Origin of the sequence: Myroides odoratimimus (genome assembly GCF_004337635.1) — a bacterium.
GTDB classification, from domain to species: Bacteria; Bacteroidota; Bacteroidia; order Flavobacteriales; family Flavobacteriaceae; genus Flavobacterium; species Flavobacterium odoratimimum.
This window is the reverse complement of the sequence record NZ_CP037427.1, coordinates 629,044-648,814: the sequence shown is the minus strand read 5'-3', so window position 1 is coordinate 648,814 and position 19,771 is coordinate 629,044. Positions and strand designations below refer to the sequence as shown.

The 19,771-nt window shown below is 33.4% G+C and carries 9 protein-coding genes; 8 read left to right on the top strand and 1 reads right to left on the bottom strand.

Features of this window, described 5'->3' with window-relative positions; all coding sequences use genetic code 11:
- Positions 1–52: 52 nt before the first annotated feature.
- The gene (locus E0Z07_RS03070) at positions 53–652 is read right to left on the bottom strand and encodes a ribonuclease HII (protein WP_006259626.1); all 600 of its coding nucleotides are present in this window, start codon (positions 650–652) and stop codon (positions 53–55) included.
- Positions 653–1,059: 407 nt separating this feature from the next.
- Here E0Z07_RS03070 and E0Z07_RS03065 point away from each other — a divergent pair, with 407 nt between their 5' ends.
- The 8 genes from E0Z07_RS03065 (at position 1,060) to E0Z07_RS03030 (ending at position 19,769) form a co-directional block, all read left to right on the top strand.
- Positions 1,060–4,206, top strand: coding sequence for a SusC/RagA family TonB-linked outer membrane protein (locus tag E0Z07_RS03065; RefSeq protein WP_131540253.1), 3,147 nt, complete (start codon positions 1,060–1,062; stop codon positions 4,204–4,206).
- A 13-nt stretch (positions 4,207–4,219) separates the two neighbouring features.
- A complete protein-coding gene (locus E0Z07_RS03060; RefSeq protein ID WP_131540252.1) occupies positions 4,220–5,788 on the top strand; it encodes a RagB/SusD family nutrient uptake outer membrane protein in 1,569 nt (522 codons plus the stop codon).
- 87 nt (positions 5,789–5,875) lie between these two features.
- Positions 5,876–6,673 (top strand): hypothetical protein, encoded by a 798-nt coding sequence (locus E0Z07_RS18180; protein ID WP_225581494.1) that lies wholly within the window; start codon positions 5,876–5,878, stop codon positions 6,671–6,673.
- Positions 6,674–6,957: 284 nt separating this feature from the next.
- Positions 6,958–10,161, top strand: coding sequence for a SusC/RagA family TonB-linked outer membrane protein (locus E0Z07_RS03050; RefSeq protein WP_131540251.1), 3,204 nt, complete (start codon positions 6,958–6,960; stop codon positions 10,159–10,161).
- 17 nt (positions 10,162–10,178) lie between these two features.
- Positions 10,179–11,681: a RagB/SusD family nutrient uptake outer membrane protein gene (locus tag E0Z07_RS03045; protein ID WP_131540250.1), complete on the top strand. Its 1,503-nt coding sequence runs from the start codon at positions 10,179–10,181 to the stop codon at positions 11,679–11,681.
- Positions 11,682–11,850: 169 nt separating this feature from the next.
- Positions 11,851–14,910 (top strand): SusC/RagA family TonB-linked outer membrane protein, encoded by a 3,060-nt coding sequence (locus tag E0Z07_RS03040; RefSeq protein WP_131540249.1) that lies wholly within the window; start codon positions 11,851–11,853, stop codon positions 14,908–14,910.
- 5 nt (positions 14,911–14,915) lie between these two features.
- Positions 14,916–16,382: a RagB/SusD family nutrient uptake outer membrane protein gene (locus E0Z07_RS03035; RefSeq protein ID WP_006259619.1), complete on the top strand. Its 1,467-nt coding sequence runs from the start codon at positions 14,916–14,918 to the stop codon at positions 16,380–16,382.
- Positions 16,383–16,649: 267 nt separating this feature from the next.
- Complete coding sequence (locus tag E0Z07_RS03030; RefSeq protein ID WP_131540248.1) at positions 16,650–19,769, top strand: SusC/RagA family TonB-linked outer membrane protein; 3,120 nt, start codon at positions 16,650–16,652, stop codon at positions 19,767–19,769.
- Positions 19,770–19,771: the final 2 nt, after the last annotated feature.

The window sequence follows — 19,771 nt, the reverse complement described above, 5'->3', positions numbered from 1 at the left end:
GTTAATAAAAAAGCACACCGAAGTGTGCTTGTAGTCTATAGTGTTTAGACTATTATAAGTCTAGTTTTAATTGATCAGGTAGAAGTTTAAAAGACATTCTATGGTACTTGCAAGGGCCATATTTTGCAATAGCTTCTCTGTGTTCTTTAGTAGGGTATCCTTTGTTTTTCTTCCAATTGTACATTGGGAATTCCTCGTGGATTTTATCCATATAATCATCTCGATACGTCTTCGCTAATATAGAGGCAGCCGCTAAGCTTAGGTATTTCATATCTCCTTTGACTATACACTGATGAGGTAAATCTGGGATAGGAGTGAACTTATTTCCATCTATAATGAGAAACTCTGGTTTAGGGTCTAAGTCAAGTACAGAAAGAGTCATAGCCTTAATAGAAGCGTGTAAGATGTTTAGTTCTTCGATTGCGTCTTCGTGAAGATGAGTCACTTTATAAGTTAATGCCTGATCTTCTATGATATCTCGGAGTTTGTATCGTATCTTAGAGGTGATTTTTTTAGAATCGTTTATTTCTTCATTGATAAAGTCTAGTGGGAGTATTACAGCTGCAGCCGTTACAGGGCCAGCGATACATCCTCTACCAGCTTCGTCAGTACCAGCTTCTAAGCTAAACTCGGAGAAATTTTTTAATAGCATCTAAAGTCTCGTTTTTAATTACTGCAAATGTAAATAATATTAGCTGGATAGTTAGAGAGAATCTTATGATAAATTTTATAGTTCTTAGTTCAATGTTTTGTTAAAAAACGATGAGTTTTTTAGTGATTTATTTTTGCTGATAAGGCGTATTTAGTGGTATTGGAAGATTTAAGTGTTAAAAAAAATAAGTCATTTTTGTTTTTTTTAGCATTGAGTTGAAAAAACAATTGTTTTGATGTTTATGTGTTGTTGTTTTATTTGATTGTATGTATTTTTTAATTGTTAATATTTTGAATATTAATTAATGTATTGTGAATGTAATTGGTTAGTATTGTTAATAATGGGTATTCTAGTTAGGTTATCTAATTACTTTTTTAGATTTGTGAACTAACTAATTCAATTTAATAATGATTTCTAAGTTAAGATGGACTTTAGCTCTGGCAGCAGGGCTAGCTGTGCAAACTTCTTTTGCACAAGAAAAGACTCTATCTGGAGTAGTATCAGAAGGAGGACTTCCATTACCAGGTGTAAGCGTGGTAATCAAGGGGACTAACGAGGGTACTCAAACAGATCTAGATGGAAACTACTCTCTTAAGGTAAAACCTGGAGATGTATTGGTATATTCTTTCATCGGAATGAACGATAAAGAATATAAAGTGTCTACAGCTTCTAAGTATGACGTAGTTATGGCTGCAGAAGAAGAGATGCTTGATGAGGTTGTTGTGACTGCTTATGGTACGCAAAGTAAAACATCTATTGCTGGTTCTGTAGCAGTAGTTGATAGCAAACAAGTTAGAGATGTTGCAACAGCTGACGTTACACAAGGTTTAGTAGGTAAGGTTGCAGGGGTTCAGATTTCTAATAACAGTGGGGCACCTGGTGACGGGGCTACTATTCGTTTTAGAGGGGTAGGATCTATTTCTGCGAGTTCAGAACCATTAATCGTATTAGATGGAGTTCCATTTAATGGTTCTTTAACCTCTATAAATAATGCTGATATTGAATCTATTTCGTTCTTAAAAGATGCTTCTGCGGCAGCTTTGTATGGAAATAGAGGGGCAAATGGAGTTATTATCGTAACAACTAAGAAAGGACAGTCTGGACAAACTAAAGTATCTATTGATACTAAAGTTGGAATAGCTAGTGCTAATTTCCAAGATTATGATAAGATGACTAATCCTGCTAAGTATTATGAGTCTTATTATGGTGCTTTAAGAAATAGTTATATGAATCCTAAAGATTCTAAATTAACTATGAATTTCGCTGATGCTTCTAATGCTGCAAGTAATAATTTAATAGGTAGCTTAGGATATAATATTTATAATGTTCCTAATAATCAGTTAATAGATCCTACGACAGGACGTATTAATCCTAATGCTCAGTTGATGTATCACGAGCTTTATGATGATTATTTATTCAGAGACGGGCTATTCACTCAAAATAATATTAGTGTTTCTGGAGGTACTGATAATACTACATTCTTATTGTCATTAGGTCATGATAGAAATGAAGGTATCGTTGCTACAAATAACTATGAGAAAACTACAGGAAGATTAAATGTTAATACTCGTATCAACGAAACTTTCAAGTTAGGAGCAAGTGTTAACTATGCTCATATCGAAAATAAGAATCCATTAGGAGGAGATTATATTAGAGGTAATAATACGGCTTTTGCAAACCCATTCTTCTGGTCGTCAAAAATTGCTCCTATTTATCCAGTACACGCTTATGATGCTAATGGAAACATTATGAGAGATGTAGATGGAGGTGCTATTTATGATGATGGTTCAGGTAAATTCGCACCTAATATTAGACCATTTGGAGCTAACTCTAACCCTTATGCACAAGGATTAAATGATTACAGAAAAACTGTTTCTGATCAGTTATTTGCTTCTACTTATTTAGATGTTAAATTAGCTGCAGGATTATCATTTAAATATGTAATTTCTGCTGATTATCAAAATGACGTTTTACGTTATACTATGAATCCTACTTATGGATCAGGTGTTGGTGTAAAAGGACGTGTTAATCAACAAGATAATAAAATGTTCGCAGTGACTAACCAACAGTTATTAAACTATAACAAATGGTTTGGACAACATTCTGTTGATATCTTATTAGGTCACGAGACTATGCATCGTACTAAGGATAACTTATATGTACAACGTACTAATATGATGTTCCCTGATAGCCCATTTATTAACCATGGAGGTGTTATTAAAGCAGCTGATGGAGGACAAGATAAATATGTATTAGAAGGATATTTCGCTAAGCTTAACTACGGATATAATAATAAATATTTCGTTAATGCTAGTATTAGACGTGATGCTTCTTCATACTTCCATCCAGATAATAAATGGGGAACTTTCTTTGGTGTAGGTGCTGCTTATGCAATATCTTCTGAAGATTTTATGAAAGATATTACTTGGATCGATAACTTAAAACTTAAGGCTAGTTACGGAGAGCAAGGTAATGATAACTTAATGAGAGTTAACCCTTATCAAGACCAGTGGGCACTTTTCCCTAGTGGAGATGGAGATGCGCCAAGTTCTGTAGAGTTAATTAACAAAGGGAATAAAGATATCACTTGGGAGAAAAACAAAAACTTTAACGTAGGTTTTGAAGGATCTTTCTTTAATGGTATTTTTAGTATAGATGCTGAATTCTTTGAAAGAAAAGTTGATGATATGTTGTTCTTTGTTCCACAGTCGTCTACAACAGGAGTGTTAACTCAACCTTATAATGCTGGTAACATGAAAAATACTGGTTTTGAGGTAGGAGTTAATGTAGCAATTATTAGAACAGAAGATTTTAAATTAAACTTCAACGCTAATGCTACACATTATAAAAACAAAATTACTTCATTACCTGACGGACAGAAAGATATCGTATCTGGACAATTTATCCGTAGAGAAGGTGGTTCTATCTATAACTATTATTTAAAAGAGTATGTAGGTGTGAATCAAGAAAATGGTAATGCTCAGTTTATCGCAATTGATGATGAAACAGGAGAGCGTACTATTACAGAGAACTGGAATGAAGCGACATACCAAGATTTAAATAAATCTGCTTTACCATCTGTATATGGTGGATTTGGTTTAAATGCTGAGTATAAAGGATTTGATTTAGGTGCTAACTTTGCTTACCAATTAGGTGGATATGGTTATGATACTAAGTATACTGGTTTCTTTGGTGTTAAGCCAGGATACAATCTTCATAATGACTTTAGCAAAACATGGGATCCTGTTACAAAACAAGGAAGCTTACCTAGAGTAGATGTATCAGATTGGAGAAATGCTTATAGTGGTTCAACTTTAGCATTAATCAAATCAGATTATTTAAGTTTACAAAATGTTACTTTAGGATATACTTTCACTAAAGAAGTAACTTCAAAATTAGGTGTAGATCGTTTACGTATTTATGGAGTGGTTGATAACGTAGCTTTATGGTCAAAACGTCAAGGTTATGACCCACGTGTTAACTTAACAGGTCTTTCAGGGACTGGTTATCCATTGTATAGAACATTTGCATTTGGAGTTAATTTAAACTTTTAATTTGTAGGTAAAAATGAAAAAAATTATATATAGCTCTTTAGTTTTAGGAGCAATTTTAATGACTTCTTGTTCTAAGGAGTTTACTGAAACTCAACAAGGGAATTATTTCTCTACTGAGCAAATAGAAGGGATGTTAGCCAAACCTGAGTCTGCTACAGTTATTGTAAATGCTTTAGAGCGTGGTGAAGAAAGATCACGTGCTATGTCTGGATTTGCAGAAGTGGGAAGCCACGAAGATTTCGGACAAAAAGCAGTAGATATTTACATGGATGCTATGAGTAATGATATGGTATTCCCTAGAAATGATTGGTTTGCTTACGCTTATACTTATCAGGATCGTGTAGAGACAGGTAATACTGCTACGATTTATAATTATTATACAAAGTCTATTGCACTAAGTGATAATGCTATTCAAATGTTGATGAAAGGAGATAAGAACTATGCATCAACACCTATATATGCACGTTTATTGGCAGTTAGAGCTTATTCATATTTATACCTTACTCAGTTATATAGCCATGATGGAAAAAGTGTTCCTTATAGCTATGTAGATAATACTGGTGAGCGTCATAGAACTGAAGGTAGAATCCCAGAAACAGTAATGTTAGAGAATATTGAGAAGGATTTGGTTAGTGCGTACGGTATTTTTGATAAAAGTACTGATTATGTACGTCGTGATAAATCTTATATTGATAAAAACGTAGTTTCAGGAATATTATCTCGTTTTTACTTATATACTAAGAAATGGGATAAAGCAGCTGAATTTGCTCAAAAAGCTATGGGTGAAGTAGCTGTTAATAGTTTCGATGTTGTAAATGCGGGAACATTTAGTGAGTTGAATAACGCTGATGTGATGTGGGGATATCCTATCGATAATATGAATTCAGGTTTCTTCGCTTCTTATTTCTCTCATATGGATGTGTTTAACCAAGGGTATGGTAGAGCAGCAGCTACACCAAAATCTATTGATAGACGTTTATACGATGGAATGAGCAACTCAGATGTACGTAAAGCACAATGGTTTGCTGATGGTAAAAAAGAATATGAAGGAGGTAATTGGAAAGGTAAGAGAGTGTTGAAGAAATATAATAATACAAAGTTTGTTGATAAAACTAACTTTGTAGGGGATTATATCTATATGAGAAAAACAGAGATGTTCTTCAATTATATGGAAGCTTTAGCTAATAGTAAACAAGATGCCCTCGCTCAACAGTTACTTGAAGATTACATGAAAACTCGTGATGCGAAATATGATTTTGCAAATAGAGATAAATCTGGAAAAGATTTTGGTCTTTCTCGTGAGACATTAATCGATGAAATTCGTTTTCAAAAACGTGTTGAGTTCTGGGGTGAAGGTTTCGGATTACTTGATATGAAACGTTGGGGACTTGAATTAAAACGTGTTTATGGTGAAGCAGGTAAAGATGATGAAGGAAATGCAACTGAAGGTACTTTATCTAACCATAAATATAATTCAGGATTATTTGATTTACCAGTAGGTTCAAATAGTTTTATATTGCAATTCCCATTAAATGAGATTAACGTTTATAAAGGCGCTTTAGAGCAAAACCCTTATAAATAGTTGTAATAAATAAAAAAAGGTTGTTGAAAAACAACCTTTTTTTATTCGATAAAATGAATTATTTTGTAGCAGTTAAAACCAAATATTATGAAAAAAGTAAAAATAGCTTTGTTTGCTGTGATTATGGGAGCTATAGGCGTATCGTGTAGCTCTAGTGATAATGAGCCTTACAAGCCAGACCCAAATAAAGGAGACTTCGTCAAAGTCGCTCGTATGACGGTAAGTAGTGATGATAATGAAAATATAGTAGAAGTTAGATATGATATTGAGTACAATAGTTTCTTGAAATTAAGAAAGATATCTGAGTATAAGAATTATAATGAAGCAGAGGTACCTTCTAAACCATTGTTAAAGTATGAATTTGATTATTTGAAGAATAATGCTTTAAATTCAATTGTTATAACAACAGATGAAGAAGTTGAGTATGATAAATTAATAGCTTCTTATAAAAATGATTATTTGAATGATTTGACAGGTAAGAAGAGTTCTTTTGTGTATGAATATTCAAGCGGTAATGTAGTTAAGGCATCTAGTAGTGATAAAGTTTATACTTATGACTATGATAACCGTGGTAATCTGACTTCAGTATCGGACGATACAGGTGAATTATTTACCTATACTTATGGTGCAGGATATAATCCATTTGTACACAGTGAGTATAATTTGACATTTGAGTATTTTCCCGGTGGTGATCTAATCCGTTTTGTTCAAAGTTCTAAGAACAATATAGAGACAGCTACTAATAAAAAGACAGGAGAGATATATACATTTAAAACGACTGCCTCTCATGAATTTGGGTATCCTACTAGTATAGAAGTTAAAGGAAAAGATACTTCTAAATTGTTTAAGTTTGATTATGTTATTATTAGAGAGCCAGAGAAATAATCCTATGTAGTATCTAAAATAAAAAAACCTATAAGAATTTCTTATAGGTTTTTTTTATGAAAAAAATTAAGATATAATTATTCGTATTTTACGATGAATTTATAAGTTTAAAATATTTATAAGTTTATTTTTTTGTTAATTATATAAGTTATGTTTTTATTTTTTGTGTTTTAGTTATCTATTATTTTTTACTACAAATATGTTTTACTGTTGTTTCTTAATATTATTGTAAAATAATTCAAATATTTTGTTAGATTTGTTTCACTAACTAATCAATGTTATTAATGAAGAAATCTAGACTTAATTGGTTTTATGCTAGTTTGCTATTACTTTCGGTAAGCGCAGGTTATGCACAAGACAAGAAGCTTACGGGAGTTGTAAGCGAGGGAGGAACTCCTCTTCCAGGGGTTTCTGTTACAATCCAAGGTACTAACCATGGGACACAAACAGATTTGGATGGTAATTATTCTTTGAATGTAAAACCAGGAGATGTATTAGTCTTTAGTTTTATTGGTATGCAAGACACCACTTATAAAGTAGGTAATGCAAATACTTACAATGTAAATCTAACTACAGATGAGAACATCCTAGACGAGGTTATAGTTGTGGGGTATGGAACTGCAACTAAAGAGTCATTTTCAGGTTCAGCATCTCAAATTAGTTCTGCTCAAATTGAGAAAAAAAGTGTTTCTAATGCTGTAGCCGCATTGGCCGGAGAAGCTGCAGGTGTACGTATTATAAATCCAACTGGACAACCGGGGGCAGAGCCAACTGTACGTATTCGTGGTTTTGGTTCTGTTAATGGTAACCGTAGCCCATTGTATATTGTAGACGGCGTACCTTATAGTGGTAGTATTAGTTCTATTAATCCAGCAGATATTGGTTCAATGACTGTGCTTAAGGATGCTACTGCAACTGCAATTTACGGTTCTCGAGGAGCTAACGGGGTAATCATAATAAATACAAGAACTGGGAAAGGCTCGAAATCTTTTATAGAGGTTGAAGCAAAAACTGGTGTTAACTGGAGAGCTCTACCTAAATATGATAAGATTGAATCCCCTGAAACCTATATAGAGTATTCTTACGAAGCATTGAAAAATTATGGTAAAATTAAAGGTAATTTTTCTGATGCTGATGCTACTTTATGGGCGAATAAGAATTTATTTCTAGCTGATTATGGTATTCGTCCAAATTATAATATGTGGAATGTTGCTAATGGAGGAGAGTTAATTGATCCGACTACTGGTAAAGTTCGCCCAGGTGTGACGAGAAAATACACTCCTGAAAAATGGGATGATTATGCATTTCAGTCTTCTAGACGTATAGAGGGAAATTTAAATATGGGTGGATCAAGTGATAAGACATCATATTTTAGCTCTATTGGATATTTAAAAGATGAAGGATATTCAGTGAAATCTGATTATGAAAGATTAACTGCTAGATTAAACTTGCAACATAAGCCAAAAGAATGGTTAGATGCAAAAATGAATATTGGTTATACTCATTCTCAAAGTAATAACAGTGGGCAAGCTAGTGATTCTGGAAGCGTGTTTTGGTTCACAGATAATATACCATCAATCTATCCATTGTTTTTAAGAGATTCAGAAGGAAATTATGTTAAAGATATTTATGGTGGGAATCAGTACGACTATGGTGCTGGTAGAGGATTTGGTGCATTAACCAACTCTCTTGGAGATGTTCATTATGGCTTAAATAGAAGTATTCGTGATGAGATAAATGCAAACGCATCATTTGTTGTTGATTTATATGATGGTTTAACCTTTGAGACAACTATTGGAGGTCAGTATTACAATAATACGAATAATCAAAGAAGTGACCGTTTTTATGGATCAGCTGTTGCGATGAAAGGGTCTATTTATAAAGTAAAAAGTGAGGTTTTTTCTTATAACTGGACTAAGATGTTAAGGTATAAAAATGTTTTTGGAGAACACGGACTTGAGGCTTTAGCTGCACATGAGAATTATTCATATGAGTATAGATATAATACGATGAATAAGAGTGGTCTTGCAGATCCGAATGGTACAGAATTAAATAATGCAAGTACTACGATCAATGCTACAGGGTATATTAGTGATTATACTTTAGAAAGTTATTTTGGACAAGTAAATTATGATTATGCAAATAAGTATTATTTAACTGGGTCTATTAGACGAGATGGGTCTTCTAGATTTAAAGAAAATAAATGGGGAACATTTGCTTCTGTAGGTCTTTCTTGGGTAGCTTCAAAGGAAAACTTTATGTTAAATCAAGACTTATTCAGTTATTTAAAGTTTAAAACAAGTTATGGTACTGTTGGTGATCAAGCTGTAGGTAGCTACTATCCAGGGGAAAATATGTGGCAAGTAGATAGTTATGGAGGTGCTTTAGCAATCTATGAAACGAGTATTGGAAATCCTCTTTTGACTTGGGAAAAAAGTAAAATGTTTCAGGTAGGAGTAGAGTTCAGTCTTAAACAATTTTTAGATGTAAATATTGATTATTATATAAAAAATACTGATGATCTAATCTTTACACGTGCTGTTGGACCTTCTGCAGGATATGCTTCAATGACGGTAAATGACGGTAAGTTATTAAATAAGGGATTAGAATTCAATGTTACTGGTCATTTGTTAAAAACTAAAGATGCTTATATCGATTTATCTATCAACGGAGAGTATTTAAAAAATGAATTAAAGAGAATGCCAATAGATCCATCTACAGGTAAGGAGAAGGTTCTTGATGTAAGTGGTATTTATGGAAGAGCTAAAGGACATTCTTTAGGAGATTTCTATATGAGAGAGTGGGCAGGAGTTAATTCAGAAACGGGACAAGCTCAATGGTATACCTATACCTATATGGGGGATGATGGTAAAAAGAAGCATGTAGGGTCAATGGTAGATTTTTTAGAAAGTAATCCTGAAATGAAAGGGAAATTAACAAAAGAAACTACAACAACTTATTCTAATGCTACTTTACAACATACTGGTAAGTCTGCAATACCTAAACTTAGAGGAGGTGTTAATTTAAGTGCAGGGTACAAAGGATGGGATTTAAGCGTTCAGATGTTGTATAGTCTAGGAGGATATGCGTATGACAGTGCTTATGCTCAATTGATGGGTAATGATAAAATAGGTAGTAATAATTGGCACAATGATATTGCTAACCGCTGGCAAAAGCCAGGAGATATCACAGATGTTCCAAGATTATCTAGTGAGGCTGATACAAATGTAAATTCAACATCTACAAGGTTTTTAGTTAAAAGTGATTACTTAGCGATAAATAATATCAGATTAGGTTATACACTACCTAAAACATATGTAAAACAATTAGGATTAGCGGATTTAAGTTTCTTTGTTTCAGGTGATAATTTATTCTTGTTTACAAAACGTGATGGATTTAATCCTGCAGCCTCAGAGTTTGGTTCTTCTTCTATGTACCAATATCCTCCATTGACAACATTCACAGGAGGTGTTAAAGTTAAATTTTAAGTATTAAATTGAAGATAATGAAGACAAAAATAATGATAGCACTTAGTGCAAGTATGCTTTTAGGAGCTTGTTCTAAAGATTTTTTAGAGACATCAAGTACTTCTACTCTCTCTAAGTCAGATATAGATAAAATTTCAGAAAACTCTCCTCATTTAGGAGAAGCAACGTTAAATGGATTGTATGCTTATAACGTACGTGCTGGTGGAGGTGGAACTACAGGACATGATGATTTCGGACAAAAGGGGTATGATGTATATATGGATATTCTAAGTGGCGATATGAATCAAAATCAAAATGGCTACGGTTGGTATAGAGAAATAGGAAATTTTAGTGGTTTGATAAACTTTGCTAGTCAACCGAATTATAAAGGATGGCGTTTTTATTATTATATGATTCGTGGAGCTAATAATATTATTGTTAGTTACAATGGAAAAACTAGTTTGAATGATAGTGAAAAGAAAGTATTAGCTGAGTCTAAAGCTCTTCGTGCATATATGTATTATAACTTGGTTATGATGTATACAAAGGGATATGATGCTAATGAAAAATTATTGCCAGTTTATACAGATCCTTCATTAGCAAATAAACCTGCAAAACAAACACAAGAAGTTTTTGAGCTTATGATTGCAGATTTAAAAGAATCATTATCGTTATATGAGGAGGCTAATTTCACGAAGGGACCGAATATAAATTATTATGTGGCTAAAGCATTTCTAGCTTATGTCTATGCAGCTAAGGGAACAACTGATGCTTTACAAGAAGCAGCCATATTAACTGAATCTATTATCAATGAAGGAGGATATCCTCTAGCTACTAAAGAAGTATTATTAGGAGGGTTTAATAAAGCTGTAAGTAATCCAAACTGGATGTGGTCAGCTACATTGACACTAGACAATAAATTGAATCTTATTTCTTGGTATGGACAAATAGATGTATTTACTTATGGTTATGCCGGTCTTGGAGATACTAAAGGAATGGCATTTGAATTATATAATGCTATTCCAGTAAATGATGTAAGAAAGAATCAATATGTTGTGAATACGGTTACTGATGATAAAGGAACTTCTAGGGATTATGGAACTAAAGCTGTTATTGCAGCAAATAAATTTTATTCAGCAAAAGGAAAGATTTTAGATGGACAACGCTACATAGAGTCTGATTATGTGTTTATGCGAATAGAAGAAATGTATTTATTAAATGCAGAAGTAAATGCTAGGCTTGGTAATGAAGCTAATGCTAAGCAAGTTTTAAAAGATTTGTTATCTATTCGTCTTGATGATACTTCACATGTTGATAATTTATCAGGTAAAACATTAATTGATGAGATTTTATTCCAAACTCGTATAGAGCTATGGGGTGAAGGTAAAGCTTATGCTGCTATAAAGAGAAATAAAGGAGTATTCCAATATGCTTCTAATCATTTGGCCAATCCAAGTGGTAGATTTCAGTATAATGATGATCGTTTAACTTTTAAGGTTCCGCAAGCTGAATTATTAAACAATACTGTTTATAATGATTAATTAAAATTAGATTTCTAATTTTTCTTTAGAATTGTATTAAAGCCCATCCAAATATTGGATGGGCTTTTTTATTTGAATTCTATTACAAATACTTTATAGTTCTTTGTTTATGTTAATTTAATGTTAAGTACTGTGTTTAGATTTGTCATACTAACTAATCAATGTTTTTATGAAGAAATTTAGACTTAATTGGTTTTATGCTAGTTTACTATTACTTTCAGTAAGTGTAGGACACGCACAAAACAAAACACTTACAGGGAAAGTGAGTGATGGAGGAACGCCTCTTCCTGGTGTTTCGGTTACTATAAAAGGAACACAACATGGGACACAAACTGATTTGGATGGTAAGTACTCTTTAAATGTTAAGCAAGGAGATGTGCTTGTATTTAGTTTTATTGGTATGCAAGAAGTTACTTATGAAGTGGGTGCTCATACTATGTATAATGTCAATTTATTGGCTGAGGATAATCAGTTGGCGGAAGTTATTGTGACAGCTTATGGAGAAAATAAAGCTAGAAATGAGGTTACAGGTAATGTAGTATCAGTTAAGGGAGACGTTATTTCTAGTGTGCCAGTGGCATCTGTTGATCAAGCTTTGCAAGGTCGTGTAGCAGGATTACAAATGGCAGCTACTTCGGGATCACCTGGTGCTATGCAAGATATTCGTATACGTGGACGTAATTCATTGTCTGCTAATAATGAACCATTATTTGTAGTAGATGGAGTACCTCTTACAAGTGGCGATATCTCTGGTAGTAAGACTGAAGTAGGTAATAGTTCTACATCAATTTCGTCTATATCTGGTATTAATAGCGAAGATATTGAAAGTATTAGTGTGCTAAAAGATGCTGGAGCAACTGCTGCATATGGTGCAAGAGGTGGAAATGGTGTTATTTTGATAACCACTAAACGTGGGAAAAAAGGAAAACCTAGTTTTGACTTTAAAGCTACAGTAGGTTTTCAAGATTTTGCTGTAAAAGGCCCTAAGTTTTTGAATGGGGAACAGAAAAAAGAACTTTGGTTAGAAGCTATTTATAATACGGATGGAAAGGCGAATGGGTTTACAAAAGATGGTACTTATGATTGGTATGTTCAAACCCGAGAAGGTTCACAAAGTCAATTAAAAAATTGGGTAGACAATGGTTCTGTAAATAATGATTGGAGAAATGCTGTATTAAATAAACACGCTTTTATGAGTTCCGTAGCGTTAAGTGTAACTGGTGGTGATGATAAAGGAACTTATTTTGCCAGTGTTGGACATGAGAAGTATGATGGTGTGGTGATAGGAACTGACTTTAGAAAGGTAACAGGTTCTTTTAATATGAGTCGCAACCTGTCAGATAGGTTTGATATAAAAATCGGAGCGAATGTATCTAATATTAAGCAAAATGCAATTTTAGAAGGAGGAGCATACTTTTCTAATCCGAATTTAACAGGTATGTTTATGAGTCCATGGGTAGCTATTTATAATGAGGATGGTAGTTTAAATACTAATATTGGTGGACTTCATAACTCTTTGTATACTGTTAAAAATGATTTTACTGAAAATGACATTTCTAGGGTTATTTCGAACAACTCTCTAGGATTTAAGATTACAGATGATTTAAAGTTTGAATCTACCTTGGGTTTAGATTATATCTTAGCTAATTATAAAGAATATAAAAACCCTAATCATGGAGATGGTGTTGGTGTAAATGGTTATGCTCAAAATGCAGTAAATCAGCGTTTTAATTATGTTTGGCAAAACTCTTTTAATTATAAGTTTTATTTAGGAGATGGACACCGTTTTAATACTCGTGCTATTATGGAGTTCCAAAAAAATAAATCAAATCTATTAAATGGTTATGGAGAAGTGATACCTCCTGGAATGACAGGTTTAGGAACGGCAGCAGCTAATTTTCACACTAGTGCAGAATATATTGATTGGTCGCAGTTAGGTTTTTTAGGATTAATGAATTATAGTTATGAAAATAGATATCTTCTTGACCTTACTTTACGTAGAGAAGGTTCGTCAAGGTTCTCAAATGACAATCGTTGGGGGACTTTCTATGCTATCGGTGGTGCTTGGAACCTGAGTTCTGAAAGCTTTCTAAAAGATATAAAGAATATTAACTTACTTAGACTGAGAGGGTCTTATGGAACTACAGGGAATTCTGAAATTGAAGCAAATAGATATGTGCAGCTTGTAGGTACAGGATATTATAATAATGAGTCGGCTTTAGTTTCAACTCAGTTTGGAGGCACATTAGGCTGGGAGAAACAAACTAAAGTAGATTTCGGTATCGAGTTTGGTTTGTTTAATAATCGAATTTCAGGTAGCGTAGCTTATTTTGAAAGTAAAAGTAAGGATTTATTATATAGAAGACCTTTATCATTGACTTCAGGTTTTGAATTTCAATGGATGAATATGGGGGATCTTAAAAATAGTGGTTTTGAGTTTGAAATAAATTTTGACGTGATAAGAAAAGATAATTTTAATTGGTCAATAGGTGCAAATTTAGGAACTGTTAAAAACGAAATGGTTAATATGCCAATAGTGGATGGCAAACCATTAGAGGTTTTGGGGAGTTTTAAGGGGACAGTAAATGGTAAAGCCTTAGAGACATGGAGGCTAAGAGAGTTTGCAGGTGTTGATAGTCAAACAGGTTTGGCACAGTGGTATAAAGAAGATGGAACTAAAACTACTTCGTATAATCAAGCTGAAATTCGCTTCCAAAACACAAGTGCATTACCAAAATTTACAGGAGGTGTTAATACTAGGCTAGAGTATAAAGGGGCTTATATTGATGCATTATTCTCTTTTGCAGGGGGGTATAGTGTATATGATTATTGGGCAGGTTATACTAATGGAGTAAATTCAAGAACATTAAACACATATAATGGAACTACGGAATTATTGGATAGATGGCAGAAACCAGGTGACGTTACTGATGTACCAAAGTTAACAAAAGGTGGTGGAGGAAGCTATACTTCTGCAAGTACTCGTTTTCTTTATAAAGGAGATCATATACGATTAAAGCAGTTAACTGTTGGGTATAGTTTGAACAAGAAAGATGTTAAATTTATCGGCGTAGATGCAGTAAATTTATCTTTAACAGCACGTAATCCATTAACATGGGTTAAAGATAGCAGATTAAAGTGGGATCCAGAAGTGAAAGCAGATGGTTATATTGAGATGGCAACACCACCTTTAAAAACTTTTATATTTACATTAAATGTTAAATTCTAGATAGTATGAAAAAGAAATTTAGTATTTTCCTGATAGTAGGAATGATAACTTTGACGGGTGGTGTGCTTAATTCATGCTCCATAGAACCTAGTCAATCAAATTATAAAGACAACACAAAAGATCCTATTAAAAACAAGTATGACATGTTGGCTAGTTTAAATGGATCTTATGCAAGAATGACTTCTGCAAGTTATTATGGAAGAGATATTATTGCTTTTTCTGAATGTAGGTCGTCTTATATGTACTCAGATGATAGAACTGGTCGATTTGGAGTAGTATCAGCTTTTTCTTTGAATCCAACGTTTGCCTATCCAAGAGATACTTGGAAGCAAATTTATATGGTAATATCTAATACAAATAGAATTTTAGAAGCTCAAGTAGAGGATTCTCCTGAAGTGAAAAATTATCGAGGACAAGCTTATGTGATTAGAGCATTAGCACACTATGACTTATTGCGTTTGTATGGAGAGCAATATGTGGATGGTAAAGGCTTGAATGCTTTAGGTGTTCCATATAAGACAAGCTTTAAAGATATTGATGAAATATTATCACGTCCAAATGTTGGAGAAAACATGAATGCCATTTTTGCTGATTTGAATCAAGGTATTGATTTGCTAAAAGATGCAAAACTTGGTAATGGCGACAAACATCGTATAAATTTAGCGAGTGCTTATGGGATTAAATCAAGAATAGCATTGTTCTTTGGTAAATATGATAAAAGTAAATATGATATTGTGATAGAGAGTTCTTTGTTAGCTATTAATAGTTCTAATGTTAAAGTAATGTCTCGAAGTAGTTTTTTAGATGCTTATAAAGGAGATGGAATTATGTCAAATTCTTTGTTTGAATTAACTCAAAGTGGTACTGATAACAAAGGTAATAATAGCCTGTATAACATTTATGTGAAGAAACCTGATACAGGAGAAGGTTATGGAGATTTAGTATGGATAGAAGCAACAAAAGAAAATATCTTTCCAACAAAAAAGAATAATGTTCGTATAGATGATATTAGAAGTGCTGTAGTTGATACTTTAAAAAAGAATGATGTGTATCGAAATATTGGCAAATATACGAGTCGTAGTTCTAATATTAGAATGTTACGTATAGAGGAAATTATGCTTAATTATGTTGAAGCGGCGCTTTATGGAGCATCAAATGCAGATATGGCTAAGGCTTTAGATTTTTTCAATCAAATTGTAGAAGAGCGCGTGCTTGAAGGAGGAATTCCTAAAGTTTATTCTACCCTTTCTATATCTGAATACAAGGATGAGAGAGTAAAAGAGTTAATGTTTGAAGGGTTCGCTTATGAAGATATTATGCGTTGGGAAACTAAAGTTAATAATCCAAAATTGTCAGAAAATCCTGATATTCCAGTAAAAACAATTCAGTTTGGTGATAAGCTGACAGTTTTTCCTATACCACAATCAGAGATAAATGTTAGTAAGGTAGAACAGAATCAGGCTTATAAATAGAAGATTAAGAGTCTTGTTTAAAAGAAAAGTTACTATGTTAGATAGTAGCCTTTTTGTTTTAATGTTAAAAATGTTTTTGTTTTTAATTTAATGTTTATTTGTTTTTGGATTATGTTTTCTTTTTGTTGTTTTTTTTTGATAAAAAACACAAGTTTGGATGATTTAATAATGTAGGTTGTAATTTTTTTATTTAAAAATAATTAAAGAAAACTTAACATGTTTAAAATCTTTTGTTAGATTTGTGATACTAACTAATCAATAATTAAAATGAAATCAAAGTTTAAATGGATCTTAGTAGGGTCTCTTGCTTTTTTGGTGCAAGTAGGTTTTGCTCAGGAAAAGACTTTTAATGGGATTGTAAGCGAAGGTGGGCTTCCTCTTCCAGGTGTTTCCGTTACGATTTCTGGTACTTCAGAAGGTACTCAGACTGACCTTGACGGAAAGTATTCATTAAAAGTTAAAAAGGGAGATGTCATTATTTTCTCTTTTGTAGGAATGAAAGACATTAAACACACTGTAGGTGGTGAAGCTGTTTACAATGTGACTATGGCGAGCGATGAAGAAATGCTTGACGAAGTGGTAGTAACAGCTTTAGGTATTAAGCGTGACAAGAAAAAGTTAGGTTATTCTTCACAAGAAGTTAAGGGAGATAATTTATCTGGATCAGGTCAGACAAATGCTGTTAATGCACTTTCAGGAAATGTTGCTGGTCTTCAAGTAACATCACCTTCTTCTATGGGTGGTTCTGCGCGTATCGTATTGCGTGGAGTGAAGTCTGTTACGGGGAATAATCAACCGTTAATTGTTGTGGATGGAGTGCCATTGGATAATAGTAACTTTGCTGATAGCAATATGCAACGTGGAGCTGGAGGTCGTGATTACGGAGATACTTCTGCCGACATTAATCCAGATGATATTGAATCTGTAACAGTATTAAAAGGAGGGCCTGCTTCTGCACTTTATGGTAATAGAGGAGGTAATGGTGTAATTATCTATACTACTAAGTCTGCTAAAAATGGACGTACTGATATCGAGTTTAATACTGGATTGAGTTTTGAGAGCATTAATATTATGCCGAAACTTCAGACCTTGTATGGAGGGGGGTCTGCTAGTAAATTACCTACTGCTGTTATAGGTGGTAAAACGTATAACATTGCGGAGTATAAAGTAGATGAAAGTTGGGGACCTAAATTTGATGGTACACCATATTTACCATGGTATGCGTTCGATCCTGAGTTTGCTGATGATTATATGAAAGAAGTGCCTTGGCAAAAAGCTAAAAATGACGTTAAATCATTCTTCGATACTGGAATTACACATAGTCAATCTGTTTCTGTTGGAAAATCGTTTAAAGAGAGTAATGTAAGGATGTCTTTTAGTAACAATGTTACAGAAGGAGTAGTTCCAAACTCTAAATTGCAACGTAACAATTTTTCGGTTAATGCTTCTACGCAGTTGACAGATAAATTAAAGGCAGAGACTAACTTTAATTACGTTTATACAAAAGGATTTAATCGCCCTGAGGTAGGATATGGTGATAATTCTGTTGCACAAAAGTTCTTTCAATGGGGACAACGTCAAGTTGATTTTAAGAAATTAAAAGATTATAAACTTGCTAATGGAGATCAACGTTCTTGGAATAGAAATGCTTGGGATGATGGTACTCCTGCTTATTCTGATAATCCTTATTGGGTTGTTAATGAAAATACATCTCAAGATGTTCGTAATAGAATGTATGGGAATGTGAAGTTAACATATAATATTACAGATAAAATTTATGCTGTAGGTACTGTATATGGTGATCGTTATAGTTTTACAGTGGAGGAGCGTGTTGCTAAAGGATCCCAAGCTACGTCTAAGTATAGTATTATGAAACGTGATGTGTCAGAGTACAATTACGAAGGGCGTGTGCATTATGATGATCACTTTGGAGATTTTGGACTTAACGCTTTTGTAGGTGTTAATAGAAGTGAAAAGCGCAGAGACTATGTTTATGGTACTACTGTTGGTGGGTTAGACTTACCTAATCTTTATAACTTAAGTAATAGTGTTTCTGATGCGAAAGCAAGTAATGAGAAATTTCATTCAAGAACGAATAGTATTTTTGGGTCTGTTAGTTTGAATTATAAGGAATTTTTATTCTTAGAGGGAACTATGCGTACGGATTGGTTTTCAACTGTTAAAAAATCAGTTACGTATCCTTCTGTAACAGGAACATTTATTTTCTCACAATTATTGCCAGAAGTTGACTGGTTATCATTTGGTAAAGTTCGTTTAGGATGGGCGCAAGTTGGAAATGATACAGAAGCTTATAGAACAGCAGATTATTATAATTTAGATGGACCATTTAACGGAAGTCCTACTTATTCATTAAGTGCAACTGCAAATAATCCTGATTTAAAACCAGAGATGATGACTACTAAAGAAATTGGATTAGAAGCTGGTTTCTTAAATAATAGAGTAGGGTTTGAGGTTTCATATTATCAAATTGACACAAAGGATTTGATTACTCGTGTTCAGTATGATGCAGCTAGTGGATTTGCTTATCAATGGCAGAATGCTGGAGATATGAAAAACAAAGGTATTGAAGCTACAGTGAATTTAGCGCCTGTACGTACTGATGACTTCTCATGGGATATTACTTGGAACTTCTCTAAGAATAAAAATGAGTTGACTCGTTTAGCGGATGGTGTTAAATCTGTAGAAATCACACGTGCTCCATTCCAAGTTTCATTACAAGGACAAGTGGGAGAAACTTATGGTCAAATTTATGGAACTGATTTTGTCTATGATGATCATGGAAATAAAGTTGTAGGTGCAGATGGTCTGTATCAAAAAACAGGTATTCAGGCATTAGGTTCTTATTTACCAGACTATAATATGGGACTTAGAAATAGTTTTAAGTATAAAAACTTTAGCTTAGGCGTGTTAATCGATATGCAAAAAGGAGGTAAATACTTCTCTACTTCACATATGTTTGGTATGTATACTGGTATGTTAGACAAGTCTGCAGAAAATGGCGTACGTGAAAATGGAATTATTCTTGATGGGGTTAAAGAAGATGGGACTAAAAATGATAAAGTAGTTTCTGGGCAGAAGTGGGCACAAAGCCACTATGGCGGTGTTGATGCACAAAACGTTTTTAACTCTGATTATATAAAATTACGCGAGATTTCTTTAGGATATGATTTGCCTACTAAATGGATAGGACCTTTCAAAGGGATTACTATCTCAGCTTATGGGCGTAACTTGTTTACATGGAACTTAGACTGGAAAGGAATGGATCCAGAAATGGCTTCTTACGGAAGTGGAAATATTCAAGCTATTGAAGGGGCTTCATTGCCTTCTACAAGAACTTATGGTATGAATGTTAAATTTAAATTCTAGAA

Bases quoted from the DNA above. Each gene is read 5' to 3' on its own strand.
- E0Z07_RS03070 (WP_006259626.1), bottom strand. From the start codon at position 652: ATGCTATTAAAAAATTTCTCCGAGTTTAGCTTAGAAGCTGGTACTGAC.
- E0Z07_RS03065 (WP_131540253.1), top strand. From the start codon at position 1,060: ATGATTTCTAAGTTAAGATGGACTTTAGCTCTGGCAGCAGGGCTAGCT.
- E0Z07_RS03060 (WP_131540252.1), top strand. From the start codon at position 4,220: ATGAAAAAAATTATATATAGCTCTTTAGTTTTAGGAGCAATTTTAATG.
- E0Z07_RS18180 (WP_225581494.1), top strand. From the start codon at position 5,876: ATGAAAAAAGTAAAAATAGCTTTGTTTGCTGTGATTATGGGAGCTATA.
- E0Z07_RS03050 (WP_131540251.1), top strand. From the start codon at position 6,958: ATGAAGAAATCTAGACTTAATTGGTTTTATGCTAGTTTGCTATTACTT.
- E0Z07_RS03045 (WP_131540250.1), top strand. From the start codon at position 10,179: ATGAAGACAAAAATAATGATAGCACTTAGTGCAAGTATGCTTTTAGGA.
- E0Z07_RS03040 (WP_131540249.1), top strand. From the start codon at position 11,851: ATGAAGAAATTTAGACTTAATTGGTTTTATGCTAGTTTACTATTACTT.
- E0Z07_RS03035 (WP_006259619.1), top strand. From the start codon at position 14,916: ATGAAAAAGAAATTTAGTATTTTCCTGATAGTAGGAATGATAACTTTG.
- E0Z07_RS03030 (WP_131540248.1), top strand. From the start codon at position 16,650: ATGAAATCAAAGTTTAAATGGATCTTAGTAGGGTCTCTTGCTTTTTTG.